Here is a 25832-nt window from a genome sequence, read left to right as displayed (position 1 = left end):
GTAATAATAAATAAAATTTTTAAGCTAGTAATTATAAAATTTTTAAACATTTTGTCCCTTAAATGTTTTTATTTATATTAATTATGATTGTGATTACAAGATTCAAACGTTGTCATAAATCTAGTCTATCACCTATTAATGGAGAGAAAATAACTAAGATTATTTATTAGACGAAACTGCACTATGAAGTACTTTAGCTACTGTTTTAATAGTAGGATTTCCTTTTAAGGCACGATATAAACTTGAGCGATTCATACCTGCATCTTTAGCTAATTGTGATTTATTTAATAGATCGATAAATATGCTAATAACTTCAAGCACACCCTCTGGGTCATTATTTATTAGGCATTCAGCTATAGCTTTACCAAGAAATCCTTCTTGTAAAACTATTTCTCCAACTTCATAAGGTTCAGACTTTATATCAGGCTTTACTTTATAAATTAAGATATTTTTTGACGATGGTTTCTGCTTTTTTAATGTCTTTGTCTTGTCCATTTTTATTACCTCCTATAAGTAATAGAATATCTAGTTCAGCAATATAAGTATAATACACTCTTCTGCCATTTACCCAACGTAACTCAAAAATACCGTTGCCCACATCTTTATGATCTCCGAAATAACCATTGTCGTTATATTAGAGATTCTTTGATCTATTTGTAATTGAGATTTTAAAGTCTCATTCTTAATCCATTCAATAAATTCTGGAGCTTTGTATATTTTGTAAAGGTCTTTAGTGTATATCTTTATATATTATATTGTACATTATAATAGACAAAAAGCAATGATTTATATAAATGTTCTACTTATCTATTTTATTCTTTTACTTCTTTTTCTACTTCTTCGTCTATAATTTTCTCAAGATCATTTCTTAGATTATTTAATGTATCCTAAAGCTCCTGCATTATTATGAATCGTTCAAATCTTTTGAACAACTACAATTATCTATTGAGCATAATAAAATTATATTGCTATCAAGAAAATTAGTAATGGCAAGTGGATAGCTAGAGCTTTTGTTCATGGTAATAATGGTAGTGGAATTCTAGTTAGTAGATTAGAGTTCCATTTAAGCATTATTTTTCCTACAATATTAAGTATAACAGCTACTTGTTGTTATTTTTATACTTTTTTATATGCAGATAAATTTATACCCAGTATAAATTTAGAATATTTAGATAAGGCGCCTGATAATCTTAGATATATTTTTAAGGCTATGGAAAGAATAGGATTTATCATTATATTTAATATTGGATCATTTTTGTCATGATACTATAATATAGGAATATATTATAGTATTTACTATTTACATTCTGTTATAACCTGTATATTAATTTATCGGGCTGTTAAAAGATCTGAAATATTGAGGAAATCATAAGAAATAATTTTAATAAATAGATCTGATTCAAATATCAGATCTATTTTCTTTTTCTAATTTATTTTTATAATAATTATAAGCTAATACTCACAACAGACATCACAAGGTTAAGACTACACAATTTCACGAAATTTACTTTTTTTTATAAAAAATAAAAAATTTCGCACAAAAATTATCTTTCTTATTTCTAAATTTAAGAACATTTTTATTAATTTTTAATATTATTTCATTAATCTTTAACTTCTTGCTCTTATATTCATAATTCTTTTAAATATAATATTTTTATTATATTTGATATATTTTGTTTTTTTACTTTAATATTCATGTCTTTTAAAGGCCTAGCTTTTATTTCCTAGGCCTTCTTAATTTTTATTTAGATTCTGCTTCTTTTAATATCTCAACTATATCTTTATAACCTTTTTCAGATGCTATCATTAGGGCTGTATTGCCATCATTGTTTTTAGCATCAACATTAGCACCTGCTTTTATTAACATTTCTACTATATATTTATGACCATTTCCAGATGCCAGCATTAAAGCTGTATAGCCATCATAATCTTTAATATTGATATCTACTTTTGATTCAATAAGTAATTCTACTATCTCTTTATAATCAAATTCAGATGCCATCATTAAAGCTGTACTGCCAAATTTATTTTGAACATTAATATCAGCATCTACTTTTATTAGTATTTTTACTATCTCTTTATATCCATGACGTGATGACTTCATTAAAGCTGTATAACCATAAAAATTTTTATCATTAACATAAGTACCGCCTGCAAGTATTAATTTAACTACGGTTTTTAAATCTTCTTCATGCACTAAGATTATAGGTTTCTTCAATATCTTAATTAAAGCTTCATTAAGTTGATCTTTAGGTAAGCCTTTATATTGTTCAATAGATTGATGTTTTAATGCTTCAAACAATTCATCAAATTGTTTTTGTTTTAAATCTTTTACTAATTGATTTAAATAATTTTTTAAAGATGGTGAATTGAAATTATCATTAATTAAATCATACAAATGCACAGAAGTACATCTAAGACCTTGGAGATCATCTTGAAGATTAATTTTTATCGATTTAGGCTCACTAAATATATTATTCCAACTATTATTAATAGCTTCTTTAACCTGTGGCAAAATAACTTGATTGATAATATTTACAATAAGTTCATTAGGGAGTCTTAACAATGGAGACTCTTGTTCAACTTTCATATAATCTGGTTGTCCCATAGAGATAATATTATTATTAAAAAATAGAACTAATAATAATAATATATATAAATGTTTCAATTTGTTCATTTTTTGCCTTTAATAATTTAGATTTAAATACTGATTATATTAATATTATACACTAATAGTCATAAAATACAATGGGGTGTATCAATAGTGAAATTTTAATTACTATTGATATTAAAACAAATTGTAACTATTAATATTAAACGGAACTGCTTACAACAGTTACCTTTAAAAACTGTCACTAATAGTGACATTAGGTAATGGAGATACAAATTCCGTGGAACGTATGCTTAGATATAAACATATTGTTATTGATTTTTTTAATAAATATGGCAACTTTTTCAAATTAACATAAATAAAATTTTAAGATTTTTATTTAAATTAGGATTATATTTACTCTAAAGCTTGGCTCTTTTAACTTAACCCTAATTTAAACTAATATAAAATTTTATAAAATATAATATAATAAAATTCAAATTAAAAAAGTTTTTTAAAAAATTCTATGAGATTCTTATGGCCATTTAAAGTTGCTATTTTAAAAGCTGTATTTCCTTCAACATCTTTAATACTATGATCGGCACCTGCATTTAAAAGCATATTAACTATTTCTATATTGCCTAACGCTGCAGCCCATATTAAAGCTGTAAGACCTTCGCTATTTCTAGCATTTATATCACAGTTAAACGAAATTAGCAGCTCTACAGCATATTCATTACCATTTCGAGCAGCTATAATTACAGGAGTTTCTTTGTCTTTATTCTCACAATTAATATCAGCTCCTTTTTCCAATATCATTCTTATAAGCTCTTTATTTTCTGTTTCTATTGCATACATTAAAGCTGTATATCCATGCTCATCTGATAATTCTAATTTAGCATTTTTATTGAGTAAGAAATGCATTACATTAATATTATTACTTATAACAGCATTAATCAAAGCCGTTTGGCCAGTATTATTCTGTATATTAATATCAGATTGCATTTTATAAAGTCTTTTTACTGCTTCTAAATCTCCCAGATAGGCAGAAAGCATCAAAAGCGTATTGCCATTTTTATCTTTACTATCAACATCAGCCCCTAAAATAATCAAGTTAATGCTTTCTTGAATATCTTGATTTGATAAATCTTCTTTATTTAATATTTTAAGCAAGCTAGATTTAATCGAAATAGTATGATTTCTTGGAATAACTTTATCTTTTCCGGAAAGAATATTATTGAAAAATGAAATAGATAATATTAAATAGAATATTTTATTCATCATTCGGTTTAACCTCCTACTAGTTTACTGATTATTGATAACATAAAATACAATAATATTAATAAAATAGTCAATAACAATTCTATGATCTAAATAATAAAACTATATTATAATATCCCTCTTTAAATGCTAAATCTTTGGCAGTTAAACCATCTTTATTTTTTAGATTAACATTGGCTTTGTATTGGATTAACATTTCAACAATATTATAATACCCTGATTGAGCAGCATACATTAAGGCTGTAAACCCTTTAGAATCTTGTTCATCAATATCAACTAAGTTCTGACTAACAATAAACTCCACAGATTTTTTGCAATTATCAAATATAGCAAGCATAAGCACATTGTAGTTACCTTCAGGATCTTTTAAAGCAAAGTCTGCTTTACCCATTTTAAAAATATTTAACATATTAGTTGAATCTATAGAACAAAAAAGACCTAGTAATGCTGAGTATTGATAATTATTTATTGCGTTAATATTAGCTCCTCTTTTTAATAAAAGTTTTACTATATGATCATGATTTGACCAAGCTGCAAACATCAGAGCATTATTTCCATTTTTATTTTTATATTCAATATCTGCACCATAATCTATTAAGATGTCAATTAAATTTAAAAATTGACCAGTTTTACTAATAAAAGTTAAAATTGGTACAAGCTCTACTTCTTGGAGAATATTATTATAGTATGAAATAAATAAATTAGGATTAGCTCCTGCAATAATTAATCGTGCTGCTTCTTGCTCATTCTCATAATTATATGGGCGCTCAAGTATATGTTTAAGCTCTTCATTCAGTTGCTCTAGAGAGACTGACATTTTCTCGTTGATTATTTTTGGAGCAAAGTATTCCTTTGCTAAATTTCTTGCAACATTTTTTGTTTTTAATTCATTTCTCAAATCTCTAAATCTTTTATCAATATTTAAAATTTTAAAAAAGAATCTTTCTACATTGTTTAACGGATTAAAACAATTATTACTTTTGATAATCATTCTTAATTTATTTCTCAAGACTTCAAGTAATAACTCATTAGGAAGAGCTGATAGAGGTACAGTTTGATCAACTGTCTTACTATTAACTTTTGTAATTTTGGTTCTCATTGAAGCAAGTGGAAGATAACAAATCATTACAAATATTATATATAAAATTTTCAAGGGTTTTATCATGATTTCCTAAATATTTTTAGACAATTTTTATTTTAAGTATATATGAGAACTAATTTAATACACTTTTATATCAATAAATACACTTATTATTGGATAAGCATTTCAATTATACAAGCATAAAAAAGAATGTCTACTATTTATAAACATCTCTAATTTAAAAATTAATAAAAATTTAATTGGATTTATTTAAAATATATAGTATACTTAAATTTGATTAGCTTAGTTATCAAAATATTATTGATTATAAGTTAATTAAAAAGCTTTTGAAAAAAAGCAAAGTTATATGTAAAACTTTCTACAATAAAAGGAACGCCGTTAATATTTACGTAGCAAATATTGCTCACACAGTCACAGAAGAAATGCTAAGAACTGCATTTGAAGAATTTGGTAATGTTAAATCTGTAAGAATTATAAAAGATAGACTCTCAGGCGAACCTAGAGGATTTGCGTTTGTAGAAATGCCGGATACTCAAGAAGCCCAAGCAGCTATCTCTAATATGAATGAAAGAAAGATAGAAGGCAAACAATTGCGTGTTAATGAAGCTCGTGAAAGAGACGAATCTGCTCCAAGACCATCTAGATTTTCAAGAGATGGCGGAAACAGAAATGGCTTCGGCAACAATAGTGGCCCAAGAAGAAGATTTTAATTAAAAGTTATTATTAACTTTTCAAAAAGACCTAACTTTAAGTTAGGTCTTTTTTTTGTATAAAATTTAAGATATTCTTAATCCTAGTTTAATATTTTCAAAAAGAAATTATTGACATATAATGCTTTTAATATAAACTATAAATATATAAAATAGATTTCATAAAGAAAATTAAGAATTAAGGACAAAATGAATTTAAAAAAATTACTAATATTAATGATTTTTGGAATAACTACTATATTAAATAGTATGGATTATATGGATATAGATGAATCCTTAGGATTAAACAGTATATCCAATGAGCTCCAGCAATATATAATCAGTTATGTAGTAGAAGCTCAAAATTTAAAAGATCTCATTAAAAATTTACTTAATCTGACTTGTATAAATAGAAAATTCAAATTAATAGCAAAAGATAGTGATTGTATTAATCATTTGATTAAATTATATGTACGAAAATATAAAGATAGTAAAAATATATTACTTGAATGGGAGAATTTAGTTCCTCAAATGAAGGATTCTCAATTAATATATGATATTACCAATGCTTTAAAACTTTCTGGTATAGATCTCAATTTAAAATATAAAGAATCAGATCAAGCTATAGAAAATACTATTTTCTTTAGATGCTTATCAAAAAATTATATCAATTTTTTGAAAATATTGATTAATGTAGGCATTAATCATGCTATTGAGGACGAGGTAAGTCTTAATCCTATTCAAGCAGTTATAAATTATATAGACAATGATCAAGATGTTATATTACTATTAAATGAATTTATTAAGAATGGTGTAGATATAAATAGTACTAATTCAAAAGGCTTAACTGCTTTACATATATCAGTTGAATATGAAAGAATAAACATTATAGATTTCTTATTAGAAAATGGTGCAGAAATAGATATACAATGTAATAAAGGAAATACTCCATTAATGCATGGCATTGAAAAAAATGTTCAAGAAGAAATAATAAATAAATTAATAACTTGCAAATCAAATTTTGATATTCAAAATGTCAAAGGCAAAACCGCTTTAATGCTAGCAATCCAACAAAGCTATAAAAATGTAATTAAAATACTATTAGAAGCTAAATGTCAATACGATCTAAAAGATCATGAGGACAATACAATTTTACATTTAACAATTAATAAATGTGACATATTAAAATTATTATTAGAAAAGTTAAAATACTCTAATTGCATTAATAGTAAAAATAAAAGAGGCTTCACCCCATTACTGCACAATATTCATGATATTGAGTCGGTAAAGATATTATTGGCTTCAAATGTTGACCCTAATGCATGTAGTACGTTAGAGGGAGTTACTGCCTTACTTCTAGCAGCGAAATTAGGAGACATTAATTTAGTTAATTTATTATTAAAATATAAAGCAAATGTCAATCAACAAGATATTGAGGGTAATACTCCTTTAATGATAGCTATTATTAATAACCAAATTGAAACTGTTAAGATTTTACTAGACAATGGAGCTAACCCAAATATTAATGATAAAAACGGTCAAAACTGTCTGTATATAACCAATAATGAAGATATAATAAACTTAATTATAGAATCTGATAAAAGCTTAAATGATAAGCAAATTCAATTTATTAAAGCTATGAGATTTAATAATAAAGAGCAAGTTTTGAATTTAATCGAAGATGGAGTAGATATAAATACTCAAAATTCTTTTGGTGAAACTGTACTAATGTGGGCAGTTACAAACCATCATATAGATATAATTGAAATTCTGCTTAAACAGGAAAATATCAATTTAAATTTACAAAATGCTGTAGGAAATACCGCACTTATTATTGCTAGTAGGCTTAATAATTTAGACATTGTCAAGCTACTTTTAAACGCGAAAGCAGATCCTAATATTTTAAGTTCTTGCAATCTGTATGCTTTAAGTTATGCAATAGGTCATGATAACAACGAAATTGCAGAACTATTATTAAGGGCTAATGCAAATCCTAATCTAATAGCATTAGCAATATTTTATAATAGATTAGATATTATATATAAACTCATTGAATATAAAGCTAATGTAAATTTTGAGCATCCCTTAATCAGAGCAATTTTAAATTCAAGATCAGAAATTGTTGATATTTTATTGAACCACGGAGCTCTTATAAACTGTGTAGACCAAAATGGAAATACTCCACTTATTTTAGCAGTAGATACCGAAAATATAGAAATTGTAAAGCTTTTACTTAGACATGAAGTTAGTATAAATCATAAAAATAATGATGGTAATACTGCTTTACATATAGCAGCATTTAAAGGAAATATAGATATTATAAAGATTCTTTTAGAAAAAAATGCTGATTATCAAATAAAAAACAATAACAATCAAACTCCTTACCTTACTGCTATTCAAAATAATAAGATTAACTCAATGAAATTTTTACATGAACTTAGCTATGATAAAAGAAATTTAACTTATGCCATTCCTTTATCTATAAAACATAATTGTATTGATGCACTTAAAATATTAATAGAAAGCTTAAAAGGACATCAAAATTATACTCAAATTATAAATATGGCATTAAATATAGCAGTAAAAAATTTAAATGAAACTATTGTAGAATATTTAATAAGATGTGGTGCTAATTATAATATTAAATATGAAAATAATATGACCCCTCTTATTATTGCAGCTGCTTTAGGCTATAAGCCTTTAGTAGAATTACTTTTGAAGTTTGAAGATTTAGATATAAATGCACAAGATATTACAGGAAATACAGCTTTAATTTGGGCAATTACACATAAACATAAAGAAATTGCATACATTTTAATGGATCATCAAGCAGCAATTAATCTAAAAAACAAATTGGGAAAATCTGCTTTAGATTTAATAATAGATAATCAATGGAACTATTTTAAAAAATAGCCTTAGAATAACTTTATAAAATATTAAAAATAGCTAGTTATAACTAGCTATTTTTAATAAAGAAATATTATGCTTAAATATAATTTAAATTTAAATTGAGGGCATAATTATGAAAAATAAATTAAAATTACTTAGTTATCTCATTTTAATGAATTTATCTCAAAATATATTAAGCATAAATAAAGATGTAAAAACTAATTTATCAAAGTCAGCTAATAATATTATAAATATTGACACTATAAAAGAAAATATGAAAAATATTATTAGAAAAAATATTATCAATAATGATTTCTTACATCCTTTAAAATCAATAGATGAATATATAAATTCATTATTATTAACAAACAAAGAACTTTATTTATCTAAATCTAATCTAATTTCAAAAGCAAAATTAATAGCAAAAGAGCTATTAAAAGCTTCTTCTTTACATTGGCCGGAAAAAAAGTTAACTAAAGAGCAACTTAATCAGTTACTTAAAAATATTTTAGAGGGTCATTATACTCACCAAAATGAGATTAAGGCAGCAAAATTAATAATATTGGGAGCCAATCCCAATATGACAGTTCATTATAGCGGTCCTTTTAGCAAAAAGTATATTGAGAATCTTCCAATATTAATTATGATTACCAAATCTGGAGAATTTAAGAATCTATTAGATTTATTAATGCTTTATGGAGCTAATCCAAATATAACAAATAAGTATGGAATTACTTCACTGATGATGGCTGCCTATCAAGGCAAAGAAGATCTGGTTAATAAATTGTTGAATTATAAGGCAAATATTAATGCGCAAAGTAGAAGCAAAAGAACGGCTCTAATGTGGGCTGCTGAAAATGATTCAAATAGTGATATTGTAAAACTTCTTCTTGATAAAGGGGCAAAGATTACCATCAAAAATAAAAAAAATCATACAGCGCGAGATATTGCTAGAAGATTAGGCAATGAGCAAATAGTAAAATTGATAGACTCAAAAACAGAAGAACTAAATAAGAAGAGGATAAATACCTCTTCTTAAATTCAATAAAGTAGACAAAAACAAGATTTTATTCTTGCATCTATTAATTCTACTATCTCATTATTTTCATAAATAGAGGCCAAATCTCTTGCAGTATTACCATCATTATCTTCAAGAGACAAATTTGCTCTTGATAATATCAGTTGCTTGGCAATATCATTAAACTTCAAGATAATAGCAATCATTAGAGCATTATAACCTTGCTCATCTTGAGCATTAATATCAGCATTATACTCAAGTAATAGATTCACTAAATTTGCATGCCCTCTTTGACAGGCAATCGTTAAAGCAGTTTGGTTCTTGAAATTTTTTAAGTTTACTAGAGCATTAATTTCAAGAAGACGCTTGGCTATATTTATATTGCCAACTAGGACAGCCATTATTAATGGTGTATTACCTTCAATATCTTGAATATTTATTTCTATATCTTGATGTTCAATAAGAATGCGCGCAATGTCCTCTTTATTTTCAGATATTGCTATTATTAATGCGCTTTCTTTATGTTTATTTTTATGATTAATATTTACTTTGTTTTTAAAAAGTAACTTAATTATATCCATATAACCAGAGTAAGTAGCAACCATTAAAGGAGTATTGCCATCAATATCTTGAGTATTAATATCAACATTATAAGAAATGAGTAAACTTACAACCTCTTGAAAATTTCTTGATATTGACCACATTAGAACTGTTTGGCCCAGAATGTCTTTATCGTTAATATCAGCTTTATTTTCTATAAGATATTTCACAGATTTTTCACTTCCCCTCATTGCCAAAACTATTAATGGAGTATTGCCATATTTATCTCTTTGATTTACACATGCTCCTTTTTTTATTAATTCAATAATTTCTTCTTCTTTATCCTTAAAATCTTTTTCAATATCACTTTCAAGAATTTCTAGCAATTTATTTTTGAGTATAAAATCTTTTATATATTTATTTGCCATTTTAATGACATCTTCTTTATAATTAGAAAAATTCTTATCAAATAATCGCCATAGTAAAATATATTGATTTACCTCAACAAGAATTTCTTTTTGTGAAATATTTGTTGAACAGGAATTCAGAACTGAAATCAATCCCTTTTGAAAAATTAATAGAATAAGTTCATCCGGTAATATGCCTAATAAAGTATTATCAAAGGAAACCCTTTGAGTAGTATTTTTTTTAAAAATCCTAGCTATCCTTTTAAAATTAGCCATACTCAATATAGTATTTGTATTAATTATATTAATCAAACATAAAGTAAAATAAAATAGATTTCTAATTTTTAAGTTCATATAATTACTCTTGATTAAATATTATTAATAATTTTTTATTTTAAAAGCATCTTTACTAATTCTCTATTGTTATTTTTAAGAGCATAATCTAAGGCTCTGTTTCCTGATATATCTCTATAATTATTATCAGCACCTTCTTGGATAAGTTTTTTAGCTACATTTAAATTATTTAAATAGGAAGCTAAAATTAAGCAAAAAGATAATTCAGATTTTTCTAGGTTTATTAGAAGCTCTACTATTTCTTCTTGTCCTTCTTTAATTGCTATTGTTAAAGCAGAATCATCTTCCAAGTTAATAAGTTTTAGATTGGCTCCTCTTTTAGCAAGCAATTCTACAATACCCTTATTACCTGATTTAACAGCGTACATTAAGGCAGTATTACCTTCATTATCTTGATCATCTATGTTGGGTTCATATTTAAGAAGAATATCAACTATTTCCAAATTATTTTTACGACAAGCAATAATTATAGATGACTCACCAAATATATTTTTTTCATGGATATCAGCTCCTGATTCAAGAAGAGCATTGACACATCTTTTATTATTTTTAGAGATGGCACTCATCAAGGCAGATTTATTTTTACAATCAACGTTATTAATTTTTGCCCATTTTTTTATAAGAAGTTTTAATATTTTTATATTACCATTGCAAGCTGCATACATCAGTGCAGTACGATCTAACTTATCTGATGCATTTATATCTATACCAGTATTTAGTATAATAAATTCAGCTATATCACTATTATTATTTATTATAGCTAACATTAAAGCATTTCTCTTAAGATTATCTTTACAATTAACATTTATACCATATTCTATAAGCAAAGGCATCAAATTAATAAATAATCTTGATTCAGCTATTATCATTAATAAGTTTCTTTTGCATACAATAATTTCATTATTTGTTTCTTTATCATAAAGCTTAAAATTAATTAAAATATTAGGTGCTGCACCTGATATTATTAATTTGGCTAAAATTTTATCATGCTCTAAACAATAATCATATTTATTATTTAAGATATATCTCAAAGTTTGTTCAAGCCTTTGATCAAGCTCCTCTAAAGATAAATCTTTAAATTCATAAGCAAAATATTCTTTTGCTACTTTTTCTACTAAACTTATCAATTGATTATTTATTTTATTATTTGAACTTAAATTTAAAATTTGCGCAAAATTTCTTAATGGATTAAATAGACTATTATTTTTTACAGTTGTTATAAGTTTTTCTTCTTTTTCTTTCCAGTTATTTTTTTTTACTGAAGCACAGTATGTATTATCACCTTCACTCTCTAAATTTAATTGTTCTTGACTAATGCTTTCTTGAACAAGTTGTGCAAAAATTTGTATATAAAAATTTAAGATTAATATAATTAAAGTTATGGACTTATTTTTCATTTTAATGGACCCTTTAACTGTCTATTAATATTTAGATATTTTGATTTAACAATAAATCTTTAATTTTTGTATTTCCTAACTTTTCTGCATAGGTTAAAGGAGATTCTCCAGACTGATCAGCGAAGTTAATATTTGCTCCATATTTGACAAGTTTTCTTATTATTCCCTTGTTCTTTTTATTATTCATAACTGAAAGCATCAAGGGAGTTCTTTGGTTTTTATTAATTATATTTACATTTGCTCCATTATTTATCAAAAGCTTTAGTAATTTTTTTCTACTAAACATGGCCATATAACTTAAAGCAGAATTTCCAGCATCATCTTGACTATTAACGCTAGCACCGCCCTTTATTAATATTCTAGCCATATCATAATTTCTATATTCAATAGCTAACATTAAAGCAGTTTTACCCTGATCATCTTGAAAATCAATATCTACTCCATAACTTATTAACAAATTAATTAAATTTTTTGATATCTTACCTTGAGCAATCAGCATTAATAAAGTACCTTTAAATTGAAATTTTTCACAATTTATATTTACAACTAAATTAGGATTTGCTCCTGCTATTATTAATTTAGCAATATCTGTATCATAATCACTTTTATATTTTTTTGGATTTTTTAGAATTTTAACTAAGAAGTTTTCTAATTTTTGATCTAACTGCTTCTCAGATAGCCTTTTTAATTCAGGACAAAAGTAATCTCGTGTTAATTTTAAAGTCAATATGGTTAAATAGTACTCTAAACCTTTAATATCTGGATTACTTGATAAAGTGCGATGCCAAAATATATCTATATTTCTCAAAGGGTTTAAAATTGAATTACATCTGATAATTTCTCTAACTCCACTTTCTAAAAAATTTTCTAATAAAGGACACTTTATAGTAGATAGAGACTTCATTGAGAAAAGATTTAGGTGTAAAGTAAAGATCAAGATATTTAAAAAAATAAAATTAGTCTTCATTTTTATCCCCTTAATAAAAAACGATTTGTTTATATTATAAGATAAAACTATCAGATTTTTAAATAATTATCATTTTAAAAAATTAAACACAGAGTTAATTTACAAGTTTGACGCATAAGTTCTACTGTTTCCAGTTGATTTCTTTCAAAAGCAATATCATAAGCAGTCTTCCCGCAACAATTTTTAATTTCAAAACTTGCTCCATTTGCTAAAAGTAATGATATTAAATTTATATTATTACTATAAACAGCTTCTATTAAAGCTGTATTACCATATTTATTTTGAATATTAGTATTAGCTCTTTTTTTAATTAATAAATTTACTATATTTTCGTTATTTTGCTGCACAGCAAGCATTAGAGCAGTTTTTTGATAATAAGGTTCTTGAGCATTAATATCTATTTTAGTCTCTAGTAATACTTCAACTATATCTTCATAATTATAAAAAGCGGATATCATTAAAGCATTCATTCCTTTAGAATCTACAACATTAATATCTGCTCCATAATCTATTAATAAGTTAATTAAATTTTTAAATGATCCTTTTATAGCAATAAATATCAATATTGATATATAACAGTCTTGATCAATCATTAAATTAGGATCTGCTCCTGCTATTATTAATTGTGCTGCTGTTTCTTCTTTTTCCTGATTATACTTATCTTCTAAAATACATTTTAATCTACTATTAAGTTCAGATTTATCTAAAGTTCTTTCTTTTTTTGCCCATACTTTAGATACAATTTTTTTAACTATATCTTGACTTCTTATATATTGTACTATTGAATTTAAATCTTTATCGACCTGAGCTATTATATTTAAAAAGATATTTACTTTATTAAGTGGACTAAATTTGTTGTTACTTTTTATTATGTTTTTTATGTTACAACACAAAATTCTTACTTTCAATTCTGCTGGCAATAAAGAAAAGACATTATGTTGACCATAACAATTATAGAAATTAAAAAAAATTATAGCAGTTATTATAAATTTTTTTTTATTCAGCTTCATTATTCGTTTAAAAGTATATTTTTGGCAAGTTCTATAGCAGAAGTGCCATTAGCATCTCTAATTGTGATATCTGCATTATTATTAAGAAGCAACTTTACTATATCGGAATTACCTTGCTTTAAAGCAATTATTAAAGCACTATCTCTTGCTTTATTTTTTATGTTAGGATCTGCTTGATAATCAAGCAACAATTTTACTAACATACTATTTTGACAATAAGTTGCCCAAATTAAACATGTATTTCCAATACTATCTTGAGCATTAACGTTGGCATTTTTATCTAATAAAAGCTTAACCGTATTATAAGATTTTAAAGTTTTTTCAACAGTTGCTTTTTTAATAGCAATTAATAAATCAATATCTTTATTTACATCAATACCATTTAATTTTAAAGCATATTGAATAGAGTTTAATATTTTTTTTCTACTTTCCAATTTAGGCATTAAATTTATCCATTGACCAAGTATATTGTTCTTTTCTTTACAATTTAGATTTTGAACATAATTTTTCACCATAACATTAATGATATAATAGTAATTGCCATTTATAATGTTCATTAGTTCAAAATTTGTTCTAAATAAACATGAAATTTGTTTTAACATTTCTGTAAAGCTTTTAATCTCTATAAGAGAAAAAATTAACAATTTAATTGAGCTTGGTAAATTATTAAAATTAGGATTTTCTTTAAAAGCGACTCTATCTCCATGAGATAGTTTAATTGGTATCTTCTTATAAAGTTTTAATTTATTAAAATTGATAATACTTTTTAAAGTTGCAATATCTGAAGTAAATGAAGTAAAACTAAAAGCTTTATGATTAGGTTGTTGAATCGCTTTCTTAGCCTTTCTCACAGGAGTATAATCTTCATAAACTACTATCTTATTCATTGATAATAAATTGATACTAAAAAGAATAATAAAAAAGAGGTATCTCATGACTTTAGCAATAAATTAATTATTTAAAAAGAGCTTTTCAATGTTTTTATGACCTTGTTTCTGCGCAATCATCAAAGCAGTTTGCTTTTTATTATCAACAGCATTAATATCCGCATTCTCTTCTAAAAGTATTTTTACTATATTTACCAAACCTAACCGACAAGCATACATAAGAGGAGTTTGTTTATGAGCATCCGGTTCATTAATTTCTGATTCACCCAAGATATCAATAATCGTATTTATCACACTTTCTTCTTGCTGACCTATAATTGCATATATCAATAATGTACGCTTATAGACATTATTTTTTATATCTAATAATTTTAACAAATTAGTAATTAATATAACTAAATTTAAATTTTTTATTTTAGGCATTAAGCAAGACCAATCTACTAGTATATTATAATTCAAAGTCAAACTAGATTTTAGAAGATTATTAATATTATTTAAAAGAATATCGCCTATATTATTATTAATCAAATTATATAATAACTTATTAACTTGCTTTAAATTTTTTAATCCTAGGATTATGTTTCTTAAATCTTTTGAGTAAAGATTATATAATACGGTTAATATAATCTTATCAGGTAGTTCATGAAAGGTGATAATTTCTTTATTTTTGCATAATATCCAATCGCTGTCTAAATCTTGCTCTTGATCAGAAACAGAAACGTTAACAAAATCCTCTTCTTTAAAGTCAGGTATTTCTTGATTTTTGGACAATGTTTCGTCTGTATCTCCAACACAAATAGCAATAAAATCATCTTCTTGTTTTTCTTCTAAGTAGTCGTTGATTAAGCATCTATCCATAGAAATTAAATTTGTTGTTAAAATAGATAAAATCAACAGAAAAATGACTTTCTTCATTATACATCCTGGTATCTGATAATTTATAATAATATTTTCCAGAAATATACCAGATTTATAATGAACTTTCTATTGTTTTTTAATTTTCAATAACAAGTTTTGAAAATCTTTATATCCTTTTCTTTGGGCAATATCAAAAGCAGTTTCAAATTTTTTATTATGAATACTTATATTAGCATGATTTTTCAGTAAAAGTCTTACTATATCTTTATGATTATTCTCTATTGCTAACATTAAGGCTGTATTGCCTAACCCATTTTGTAAATTTATATCAACCTCATTACTATTGAGTAAAAGTTCTACAATTGATTTATGTCCCAACCATGAGGCAATTATTAATGCTGTATCACCGTTTTTATTTTTTAGATTCAAATCAACCTTATACTTTAAGATTTCCTTCACTATAAGAGGCTGATTTTGTTGAGAAGCCCACATTAAAGCCGTGTAACCGTAATTATCTTGCATATCTGTCTTAGCATTATAAGATAGAAGACTTTTTGTAGAATCCAAATCTTTATTATGCACTGCAAAAATTAGCGGAGTCCATTGGTCTTTATCAGGTACATTAGGATTAGCTCCTGCCACTAAAAGCTCTTTTACTAGTACTGGAGTTTTATGATTAACAGCTTTAATTAATCGTGTATTGCCTTTTACATCTTTCTTATCAATATCTATATTGATTTTTCTTAGAGCAATTACTATTTTCTTAATTACATCTTGGTTCTTGATAGAAGGAGCAGTCTTTATCCACTCTCTAAGCATTGATGAAGAGCTAATCTTTTTATCCTTAAAATAAGTGGAGATAAGAATATCGATATTTGTTTGATCTTGAACTATACCATGAAAATCTTTATTTATTAATCCAACTTTAAAATAATTCTGTAAAGCACTTTTCAAATCTGCTGAATTAGATGTTATAAATAAAATTTTATTTTTTAACTCTATTGGTAATTCATCTATATTAGAACTAATATTGCTTTTAAAAAATATTAAAATCGATAAACTGACTAGTACTATATGTCTCATATTTTTATCCTCCTATAAAAATTATAATAAAATTCTATAAAGAGAATCAACTATAATAATTTTAAAATAGTATTAAACTAAATTTTATCAACTAATTTAGCTAAGTACACTTGAAAAATGATATCATAGATATCTAAATAACCTTTTTCAAAAGCTATATCTCTGGCAGTTAAACCTTGATCATTAATTATAGAAACATTAGCTCCGCTTTCAATAATGTCTTTAATAATAGTTGTTCTTTTCAAATTTACCGCCCACATCAAAGCAGTATAGCCTTTTTCTCCTTTAACATTAACATCCGCGCCATGAGAAATAAGTTCTTTAACAATATTTTCTTTGTTTCTTATTACCGCAACCATCAAGGGAGTATTTCCTTCTTTATCCTTAATATTAAGGTCAGCTCCATTATCTATAAGCATTTTTGATATATCATCATAACCAAGTATTATAGAGTTTTTTAAAGCATTACCATTATTTTCAAGTTTATAATTCAGATCTGCTCCATAACTAGCAAGTAAAGGAACTAATTTCTTAAATTTATTTGTTATCGAAATCATTATTATCACAGGTAATGTATAATTTTGAGTACCGACTTTAAAATTAACAGATATATTAGGATCTGCTCCTTCTATAATCAACATAGCCGCTATAATTTCATTTTCAGGACTATAGTTTTCTAAAATTTTTTTTAAATCAGAGTTAATTTTTTCCTGTATAAAGTGCTTTCTAGAAAAAATCTTTGCTGTCTCTATTAATGATTTTTTATATATCTCTTGATCAGCAATAGAATCTATATATTCTTTAATACCGTTTAAAGGATTAAATATAGTATTGTTTAAAATAATATCTTTCAAATTCTTTAACACGATATTTAATTTTTCTTTTCCTTCAAAAAAAATACATTGATTTTGAAAGTTTTCTGATATATTCTCTTCAGTATCTTTTTCTTTACCACAATAGATATATGCAGATGAGCATATTAATAAAAAAACTACTAATAATTTATAATTTTTCATTTCTCTACTTTACTATCTATTAATTCTACTATTGAATCTAATTTAAGTTGATTTGCAATTTCTCTAGGAGTTAATCCTTCATCATTAGCAACATTTATTTCTGCACCATGATCAATAAGAGTATATATAATAGGTATCCGTTCAAAAGTAATTGCAAGCATCAAAGCCGTATTATTTTCTAGTCCTCTTGCATTAACATCAGCACCATGGAAAATAAGTTCTTTAACAATATCTAATCTATTTCTTATTATTGCAAGCATCAAAGCTGTATTACCTTCTTTATTTTTAATATTAACATCAGCACCATTATCTATAAGCATTTTTGATATATCATCATAACCTAAAATAATAGAATTAATTAAAGCCGTATTGCCATTTTTAAGTTGATAATTAAAATTAGCCTTATATCTTGCTAATAAATCAATTAAATTTTTAAATTTACCAATAAATGAAATTGCCAGGATTATAGGAACTTGATAAATTCCTGTTGATGTTTTTATTTCAATCATTACATTCGGGCTAGCACCAGCAATAATTAATTTAGCAGCTTTGATTTCATTTTCTTGATTATATTCACCTTCTAAAATAGCTTTAAGTTCATTATCTAAGTTAACCTGTTCTTCTTGACTATTATTACTAAACTCAGGAGCAAAAACTTGCTTTGCAAGTTTTCTGGCATTTTTTAAGAATTCATTTTTAAAACTATTATATTCTCGATTAATCAGAGAAACAGAAGATATAAATTCTTTGACTTCTTTTAATGGATCAAAAATACCATTTTCTTGTTGAGCATTATGTTTAATTATACTTAATATTCCTTGATTTATAATATGAAGTCTAACTTCAAGAGGTAAATCAGATAGCTCTATACGAGATCTTATATTTCTAATGACTTCTTGTTGTTCTTCCTCTCTTTTTCTTTTATGAGAGTCTTCTTCCATAGAAAATAATGGTAAAGTTATATCAACTAATATCAATATACTTAATAAAAACTTAAATCTACTTGTCTTATTCATTTTTATTTTTCTTTTCTTTAATTAATTTAATAATCATATCAAGAAGCTCCTGATCTTCTTCATCCTCATTTTCATCTTTTTCCTCTATGGCAATATCTTGGGCTGTTTCGCCTTGTTCATTTTTTAAATTTAAGTTTATTTCTGTTAATCCAAGTAATAATTCTACAGCATCGATATCTAAATTACGGATTGCTACCATTAATGGTGTTTCATCTTCTATAACTTGAACATTAGGATTTGCTCCATTTTCAAGAAGCAATTTTGCTACATGCAATTGTTTATTCTCAATTGCTCCTACTAAAGGATTACCATGAGCTGTATACTTTTTATCTAAATCTACTCTTTTTGCTTTTAATAATGGAATTAAATTACTAAATTTTCCAGTCATTGAAATCATAGCTATAATAGGTAATCTATGAGAGTATACCCTTTCAGGGTCAGATGTATCAAAGTCAATTATTAAAGTAGGATTAGCGCCTGCGATTAATAATTGGGCAGCTCTGATTTCATTTTCTTGATTATATTCGCCTTCTAAAATAGCTTTAAGTTCATTATCTAAGTTAACCTGTTCTTCTTGACTATTATTGCTAAACTCAGGAGCAAAAACTTGCTTTACCATTTTGGCAGTATTTTTCAATAAATCATCTTTAAGGCTTCTATACTCTGTATTTAATTGAAGTATAGGATCTATAAAATCCTTAACGCCCTTTAATGGATGGAAAACACCATTTTCTTGTTGAGCATTATGTTTAATTATACTCAATATTCCTTGATTTAAAATATGAAGTCTAACCTCAGGCGGCAAATCAGATAGCTCTATACGAGATCTTATATTTCTAATGAGTTCTTCTGATTCCTGATCTCTTTTTCTCTTACGAGAATCTTCTTCCATTTCCATAGACATAATTTTACTAAAAACACTCATTAGTAACAGAGTTCCTAATAATTTAAATTTAATTTTCATGATAACACTTTCTGATAAAAAATTTACTTAATTTTATTATAGTACAAATATTATAAAATTTTACTATTATTAATAAATTATAAAGATTTTATTCATTTTTTGCAATAAATTTAAAATATAGAATTTCAATTATAAAAGATTTAAAATACGCAAACCTTCTAATCTTCAAAATTAAAATTGGTCTTTTAAATAAAGACCAATTTTAAAGAGATTTTTTATTCGAAAATATTTTTCAAATTTTAAGATTAAATTACAGTGTGGTTCCCCCTAAACATTCAACTATTTTTGCAAGAGTGGTAAGTATTAAAAAATTTGCTATATCTTCTCTATTTCTTTCCTTAGCGTATATTAAAGCAGTTTTGTCTTTATGATCCTTAATATTTAGATCAGCATTAGCTTTAACCAAAATTTTTACTATATCTTTATTCTCTTCTCCCACTGCATATATTAAAGCAGTCCTTCCCTCATGATTTTGAATATTAACATCAGCATTTGCATTAATAAGGATATTAACTATTTCTGTATATCCCTTTACAACTGCCCACATCAAAGGAGTATTTCCATAACAATCTTGAATATTAACGTTAGCTTTTGCCATATAAATAAGCATTCCTAGTATTTCTGTATTGCCATTTGCAGCTGCTATCATTAGTGCTGTATTGCCAGATTTATTTTTTTCATTAACATCCACACCTTGCTTTAATAGACGTTCTATAACTTCTATAGAATTGTTAAAAGCGGCTTCTATCAACTCACTTTCTTGTTCATCTTTTTGCATAGAAAATATGTTACTTAAGGTAAGACTTAAGATGAGCATTACTATTTTAATTTTCATTTTTTTATGGCCTTTATAATTATAGTTTAGTCTCAGTTTTTAATAAGCATTAGTTTATTTTTAATCTAAATATATTATACTATAAGTTTTCTCATGAGAAAACTTATATACCAAACTCGACTTATTTTGAATAAAAGTTATAATTTATTTTAAAACTATTGTATATAAGTATTGTATTTTAGGGGACTTATGAGTATAAAGTGTGACAAATGGATACGCCAAATGGCAATTGAACATAAAATGATAGAGCCATTTGTGGATTCTCAGGTAAAACAAATTGAAAATTCTGACAAAAACATAATTAGTTATGGTTTATCAAGCTATGGATATGATATACGTGTATCAAATGAGTTTAAAATTTTTACTAATGTTTTAAATGCCGTTGTAGATCCAAAGAACTTTCAAGATAACTCTTTTGTCTCAGTGACCACCGATGTTTGCATTGTACCTCCAAATTCTTTTGCTCTTGCGCGCAGTATAGAGCATTTTAAGATACCAAGAGATGTTTTAACTATCTGTTTAGGTAAGTCTACTTATGCTCGTTGTGGTATTATAGTTAATGTTACCCCTTTTGAACCTGAATGGGAAGGTTATGTAACTTTAGAAATTTCAAATACTACTCCTTTACCTGCAAAGATTTATGCAAATGAAGGTATTGCACAAGTTCTTTTCTTTCAGGCTCAAGAACCTTGTCAAATATCTTATGCAGACCGTAAAGGTAAATATATGAAACAAACAGGAATAACTTTACCTTTAGTTTAATTAACAAAACGAGAAAAGTATGAATAATAAATTGCCGGATATTAAATTAGATTTTCCTCAATGGTACCAAGAAATAGTCTATGCTTCTGAATTAGCAGATCTATCACCAGTAAGAGGATGTATAGTAATCAGGCCTTATGGTTATGCTATTTGGGAAAATATTAGAGATATTTTAGATAAAAAAATTAAAAAAACAGGTCATCAAAATGCTTCATTTCCCTTATTGATACCTGAATCTTTTCTAAAAAGAGAAGAAAAACATATTGAAGGTTTTGCTCCTGAAGTTGCTGTTGTTACTATTGCTGGGTCAAAACCACTTGAAGAACCTTTAGTAATAAGACCTACATCAGAAACTATTATACACTACATGTTCTCTAAATGGATAAAGTCTTGGAGAGATTTACCTTTAAAGATAAATCATTGGGCAAACGTAGTTCGTTGGGAATTGAGAACAAGGCCATTTTTAAGAACAACTGAATTTCTATGGCAAGAAGGCCATACAGCACATGCTACTTATCAAGAAGCTCAAGAAGAAGCTAATTTAATGCTTAATGAGTATAAGGATTTAATAGAAAATTATCTAGCAATACCAGTAGTTGCTGCTAAAAAACCTGATAGTGAACGTTTTGCAGGTGCTGATATTACTTTGACTGTAGAATCATTAATGCAAGATGGAAAAGCTCTTCAAATGGGGACTTCTCACTTACTTTCTCAAAATTTTGCTAAATCATTTGAAATAGTATTTCAGGATAAAGAAGGCAAATTGGCTTATCCATATTTAACCAGTTGGGGTATAACTACTAGACTAATAGGTGCTATTGTTATGGTACATGGAGATCAAAAAGGTCTAATATTACCTCCAAAGATTTCTCCAACTCAAGTTGTTATAGTTCCTATTATTAAAAATAAAGAGACTTCACAAGCAGTAATAGAAACTGCAAATAAAATCTCTCAAAATCTTAAAGATTTAGATATCAGAGTTATAGTTGATGATGATAATCAAGCAAGTCCAGGTGCTAAATTTTATAGATGGGAACTAAAAGGTGTCCCTTTAAGAATTGAAATTGGCGCTCGTGATATTGAGAATAATTCTGCAATAATTGTAGATAGATTATCTTCTAATAAAGAATCAGTAGACCTTGATAATATAATCAATACCATTAAAGCTAGATTAGAGTTTATTCAAAGAGAAATGTTCAATAGAGCACTTGAGAAACGTAATCGTCTTTGGTTTAAAAAAGCTAAACTTTCTGAATTCGTTTCAGATTTGGAAAATACAGGCGGATTTTATCAAACAGGATGGTGTAAACGTGAAGAATGTGAAAATCTAGTAAAACAAGCAAAAGGGACAATAAGATGTGTCCTTGAAGATAAAGAATTTAAAAAATGTTTTAATTGTGACTTAGATAGTCATAATGATATATTAGTTGCTAAATCTTATTAGTTAATAGAGATTGAGTAATGGTTATTAAAGAAAATATCGAAGAAATCTTAAAAAAATTTAATATCTTTTTAAAAGATACTCAAAGATATTCACCAATTACTCTTTCTCTTTATTTAAAAGATACAGAACAATTTTTAGGTTTTGTTAATAAAAGTAATATTAATAATTTATCTAAAAAAGATTTCTCAGAGTTTATAAACTTTTTAAAAATCAAAAATCTAAGTTCTAGTACCATTAAGAGAAAGTACTTTTCTATTAAATCTTTTGCCTTATTTTTACTGAAAAATTATTCTATAAATTTTCATGGTAGAATTTATGAGCCTCAATTTGATAGCAAATTTCAAGATTTCGTAATTAGTAAATTTATTTTAAAATTTAGAAATCAAAAGATAAGTTCTTTAGAACTAAGAAATTTCTTAATATTCTATCTAACTACTGTATTAAATATTCCTGCAAAAACTTTGATTAAACTAGAGAAAAACGATATATATATTAATTTTGATTATATAAAATTATCAATAAATAAAAGTAAAAATAATTTAAATTGCAAATTAAAAAGAAAATTTCGGATAAAAAACAACTTAGAAGACATAAAGTTGATGTTTAATACTTATCTTAAAAATAATAATGATTTTGGTTTGCAAAAGATTTTTAGGCTATCTTATCAAGCTGCTTTATCTATTAAAAATTCATTTACTAGTAATTATAAACTAATTAATAAAACTAAATCTCTTAATTTAAATCAAGGCAATAGTTCTTTAGTGGATGACATTATAAAAGATTATAAAAAATCCCATCCACGATCTTAACCAATTACATTTATCTTTCTAAAGCAAAATCTATAGCACTTAAACCTTTCTTATTTATCTGCTTTGTATATTTAAAATTCTTTTTCTACTTATACAACTGTTAGTAAAACTAAGTCTTAATTAGAGGTTAATTTATTAAAAACTTGCTTTGTAATCTAATAATAGACGTACTATATCTTTTCGTTTAAGGTTATAAGCTTTCATCAGAGCAGTCTGTCCTCGATCACTACGTTTACGTCCTTGACTTGCGTTATAATTAGCTTTATTTTCTAGTAACAATTTTACTAAGTCAATATCACATTGATCTATTGCCATTAATAGAGGTGTTCTATCATAAGCATCGCGACATTCAATATCAGCACCATTATCTAGTAATATTTTTGTCATATCTCTATCGCCTCTTTTTACTGCGCTTATAAGAAAACAGATTTTTTCTTGAGCAGTAAAGTAGTTACCATAATAATATGTTAATAAATAATAATCAGATAAACATTTAGGAATTATAGTTAAATTTAAAATATTAGATTTTGCTCCTGCAAGAACTAGTTTGATAATTTGTACATAATTATTAGTGTAGTCCTCTAACTGTTTATTAAGTTCCTGATTTAGCTGTAATTTTGTTAACTTGCTTTCTTCTTGAGCAAAATGAAGTTTCATCAACCTTTTGGCTATCTTTATTAAAGATTCTTTATTAAAATTGTTAAATTTGTAAGAATTTATAAATTGATAAGAATTGATTAAAGCCGCAAGTATATCATTGCACTGAATTATATGATTTAAATGCTCTTCAATTTTGATATATTCATCCAATAAGTCTATTAAATCAGTATCATTATTTTCTAAAGCTATATCTCTTATAGTAAGATTAACATTATCTCTAGCATCTATATTAGCGCCATACTTAAGTAACAGCTTGATAATATCTTCTTTTCTATATTCAAATTCATTACTAAACCAAAGAGGTATATGCAAACTTGGTGTATCCTCTTCATCTTTAATATCAATATCAGCTCCATATTCGATTAACAGTTCTAACTTTTCTAAATAATTATCTTCTTCGATTTCTATAGCTTCTTTAAGTAGTTTGATAAACATTTTATTAATTCTATCATTACTTATTTCGGTTTCTAGAATCCTTTCTAAAGTATCTACACTTAAACTTTCTTTAAAAATTGCTGATTCTAGAGTATCGTCATTAATCTCTGCTTTACTTTCTATTAATTTTTCTATAATAGTTTCATCTCTTTCAAGCTCAATTACATGCCGTATAGCAGTATAATCATCAGTATCTTTAAAATTAACATCAGCGCCATACAATATCAATAAATCAATTAAACAATAATAGTGATCACTTTTAATAATCTCTATTAAAGGACAAGTCTTATGATTTTTTCCTTCATTGATATCAAGAATAATATTCAAATTAACATTAGCTCCAGCAATAATTAATTGAGCTAACTTGATTTCATTTTCTTGACTATATTCGCTTTCTAAAATTTCCTTAAGCTGATTATCTAATTCTTCTTGAGCGCTATTAAGAAATCCAGAAGCAAAAATCTGTTTTGCAACTTTTTTGGCACCATTTAATAATGTATCTTTAGATTCTCTTTTGAGCGCTGCAAATTCTTTATTAATTAAAGAGGAAGCATCTAGAAATTCTTTAATACCATCAAACGGTTTAAAAATCCCATCTTTTTTAGAAGCATTATGCTGAATTATACTTAATATACCTTGAAATAGAATATTTACTTTAATTTCAGCAGGTAATTCTAATAATTCTGATAACTCAAGACGTGGCTCTATATTTCTTTCAATATCTTCTGATTCTTCAATCCTCTTTCTTTTGTGACAATTTTGCTCCATAGATAATATTGGCACAGAAACTCCGATTATTAACAATATAAAAATTTTAAA

At 25.8% G+C, this 25832-nt stretch carries 22 protein-coding genes; 6 read left to right on the top strand and 16 right to left on the bottom strand.

Going from position 1 to position 25832, the window contains the following annotated elements; translation table 11 throughout:
- Positions 1–159: 159 nt before the first annotated feature.
- From BABL1_RS00440 to BABL1_RS05540, 4 genes are all read right to left on the bottom strand, one after another.
- A complete protein-coding gene (locus BABL1_RS00440; RefSeq protein WP_023791036.1) occupies positions 160–495 on the bottom strand; it encodes a helix-turn-helix domain-containing transcriptional regulator in 336 nt (111 codons plus the stop codon).
- 1246 nt (positions 496–1741) lie between these two features.
- Entirely contained in the window at positions 1742–2677 is a 936-nt protein-coding gene (locus BABL1_RS05110) for an ankyrin repeat domain-containing protein (RefSeq protein WP_023791034.1), read from the bottom strand.
- 414 nt (positions 2678–3091) lie between these two features.
- On the bottom strand, positions 3092–3874 hold the full coding sequence (locus BABL1_RS00430; RefSeq protein WP_023791032.1) for an ankyrin repeat domain-containing protein: 783 nt from the start codon (positions 3872–3874) through the stop codon (positions 3092–3094).
- Between the two features lie 79 nt (positions 3875–3953).
- Positions 3954–5036 carry an ankyrin repeat domain-containing protein gene (locus tag BABL1_RS05540; RefSeq protein ID WP_023791030.1) on the bottom strand — a complete coding sequence of 361 codons (1083 nt, stop codon included), beginning with the start codon at positions 5034–5036 and terminating at the stop codon, positions 3954–3956.
- Positions 5037–5299: 263 nt separating this feature from the next.
- Here BABL1_RS05540 and BABL1_RS00420 point away from each other — a divergent pair, with 263 nt between their 5' ends.
- The 3 genes from BABL1_RS00420 (at position 5300) to BABL1_RS00410 (ending at position 9590) form a co-directional block, all read left to right on the top strand.
- On the top strand, positions 5300–5683 hold the full coding sequence (locus BABL1_RS00420) for an RNA recognition motif domain-containing protein (protein ID WP_197536191.1): 384 nt from the start codon (positions 5300–5302) through the stop codon (positions 5681–5683).
- A 189-nt stretch (positions 5684–5872) separates the two neighbouring features.
- A complete protein-coding gene (locus BABL1_RS00415) occupies positions 5873–8575 on the top strand; it encodes an ankyrin repeat domain-containing protein (RefSeq protein ID WP_023791026.1) in 2703 nt (900 codons plus the stop codon).
- 109 nt (positions 8576–8684) lie between these two features.
- Positions 8685–9590 carry an ankyrin repeat domain-containing protein gene (locus tag BABL1_RS00410; RefSeq protein ID WP_023791024.1) on the top strand — a complete coding sequence of 302 codons (906 nt, stop codon included), beginning with the start codon at positions 8685–8687 and terminating at the stop codon, positions 9588–9590.
- Between the two features lie 2 nt (positions 9591–9592).
- Here BABL1_RS00410 and BABL1_RS00405 read toward each other — a convergent pair whose 3' ends face one another.
- The 11 genes from BABL1_RS00405 to BABL1_RS00355 all read right to left on the bottom strand — a co-directional run bounded on the left by BABL1_RS00405 (position 9593) and on the right by BABL1_RS00355 (position 20903).
- Complete coding sequence (locus BABL1_RS00405; RefSeq protein ID WP_023791022.1) at positions 9593–10870, bottom strand: ankyrin repeat domain-containing protein; 1278 nt, start codon at positions 10868–10870, stop codon at positions 9593–9595.
- A 35-nt stretch (positions 10871–10905) separates the two neighbouring features.
- Positions 10906–12267, bottom strand: a complete 1362-nt coding sequence (locus tag BABL1_RS00400; RefSeq protein ID WP_023791020.1) for an ankyrin repeat domain-containing protein — start codon at positions 12265–12267, stop codon at positions 10906–10908.
- Between the two features lie 31 nt (positions 12268–12298).
- On the bottom strand, positions 12299–13234 hold the full coding sequence (locus tag BABL1_RS00395) for an ankyrin repeat domain-containing protein (RefSeq protein WP_023791018.1): 936 nt from the start codon (positions 13232–13234) through the stop codon (positions 12299–12301).
- 74 nt (positions 13235–13308) lie between these two features.
- Positions 13309–14244: an ankyrin repeat domain-containing protein gene (locus BABL1_RS05105; protein WP_023791016.1), complete on the bottom strand. Its 936-nt coding sequence runs from the start codon at positions 14242–14244 to the stop codon at positions 13309–13311.
- Positions 14244–15131: an ankyrin repeat domain-containing protein gene (locus BABL1_RS05100; RefSeq protein ID WP_053335896.1), complete on the bottom strand. Its 888-nt coding sequence runs from the start codon at positions 15129–15131 to the stop codon at positions 14244–14246. The genes BABL1_RS05105 and BABL1_RS05100 overlap by 1 nt, the downstream gene beginning before the upstream one ends.
- 63 nt (positions 15132–15194) lie before the next feature.
- A complete protein-coding gene (locus BABL1_RS00380; RefSeq protein ID WP_023791012.1) occupies positions 15195–16046 on the bottom strand; it encodes an ankyrin repeat domain-containing protein in 852 nt (283 codons plus the stop codon).
- A gap of 69 nt (positions 16047–16115) precedes the next feature.
- Positions 16116–17072, bottom strand: coding sequence for an ankyrin repeat domain-containing protein (locus tag BABL1_RS00375; protein ID WP_023791010.1), 957 nt, complete (start codon positions 17070–17072; stop codon positions 16116–16118).
- A 77-nt stretch (positions 17073–17149) separates the two neighbouring features.
- Complete coding sequence (locus BABL1_RS00370; RefSeq protein WP_023791008.1) at positions 17150–18088, bottom strand: ankyrin repeat domain-containing protein; 939 nt, start codon at positions 18086–18088, stop codon at positions 17150–17152.
- Positions 18085–19104, bottom strand: coding sequence for an ankyrin repeat domain-containing protein (locus BABL1_RS05095; RefSeq protein WP_023791006.1), 1020 nt, complete (start codon positions 19102–19104; stop codon positions 18085–18087). The genes BABL1_RS00370 and BABL1_RS05095 overlap by 4 nt, the downstream gene beginning before the upstream one ends.
- Positions 19097–20068 (bottom strand): ankyrin repeat domain-containing protein, encoded by a 972-nt coding sequence (locus BABL1_RS05090; protein ID WP_023791004.1) that lies wholly within the window; start codon positions 20066–20068, stop codon positions 19097–19099. The genes BABL1_RS05095 and BABL1_RS05090 overlap by 8 nt, the downstream gene beginning before the upstream one ends.
- 250 nt (positions 20069–20318) lie before the next feature.
- Complete coding sequence (locus BABL1_RS00355) at positions 20319–20903, bottom strand: ankyrin repeat domain-containing protein (RefSeq protein ID WP_023791002.1); 585 nt, start codon at positions 20901–20903, stop codon at positions 20319–20321.
- 189 nt (positions 20904–21092) lie between these two features.
- Between BABL1_RS00355 and dcd the strand changes: the two genes are divergently transcribed.
- The 3 genes from dcd to BABL1_RS00340 are packed head-to-tail and all read left to right on the top strand — an operon-like array spanning position 21093 to position 23918.
- Complete coding sequence (gene dcd, locus BABL1_RS00350) at positions 21093–21665, top strand: dCTP deaminase (RefSeq protein ID WP_023791000.1); 573 nt, start codon at positions 21093–21095, stop codon at positions 21663–21665.
- A 19-nt stretch (positions 21666–21684) separates the two neighbouring features.
- A complete protein-coding gene (proS, locus tag BABL1_RS00345) occupies positions 21685–23109 on the top strand; it encodes a proline--tRNA ligase (protein WP_023790998.1) in 1425 nt (474 codons plus the stop codon).
- Between the two features lie 17 nt (positions 23110–23126).
- Positions 23127–23918, top strand: coding sequence for a site-specific integrase (locus BABL1_RS00340; RefSeq protein ID WP_023790996.1), 792 nt, complete (start codon positions 23127–23129; stop codon positions 23916–23918).
- Between the two features lie 135 nt (positions 23919–24053).
- Here the strand turns inward: BABL1_RS00340 and BABL1_RS00335 are convergent, their stop codons facing one another.
- The gene (locus BABL1_RS00335) at positions 24054–25796 is read right to left on the bottom strand and encodes an ankyrin repeat domain-containing protein (protein ID WP_023790994.1); all 1743 of its coding nucleotides are present in this window, start codon (positions 25794–25796) and stop codon (positions 24054–24056) included.
- Positions 25797–25832: the final 36 nt, after the last annotated feature.

It is taken from the genome of Candidatus Babela massiliensis (genome assembly GCF_000513475.1).
Lineage (GTDB): Bacteria > Babelota > Babeliae > Babelales > Babelaceae > Babela > Babela massiliensis.
This window is presented reverse-complemented; position numbering and strand designations above follow the sequence as displayed.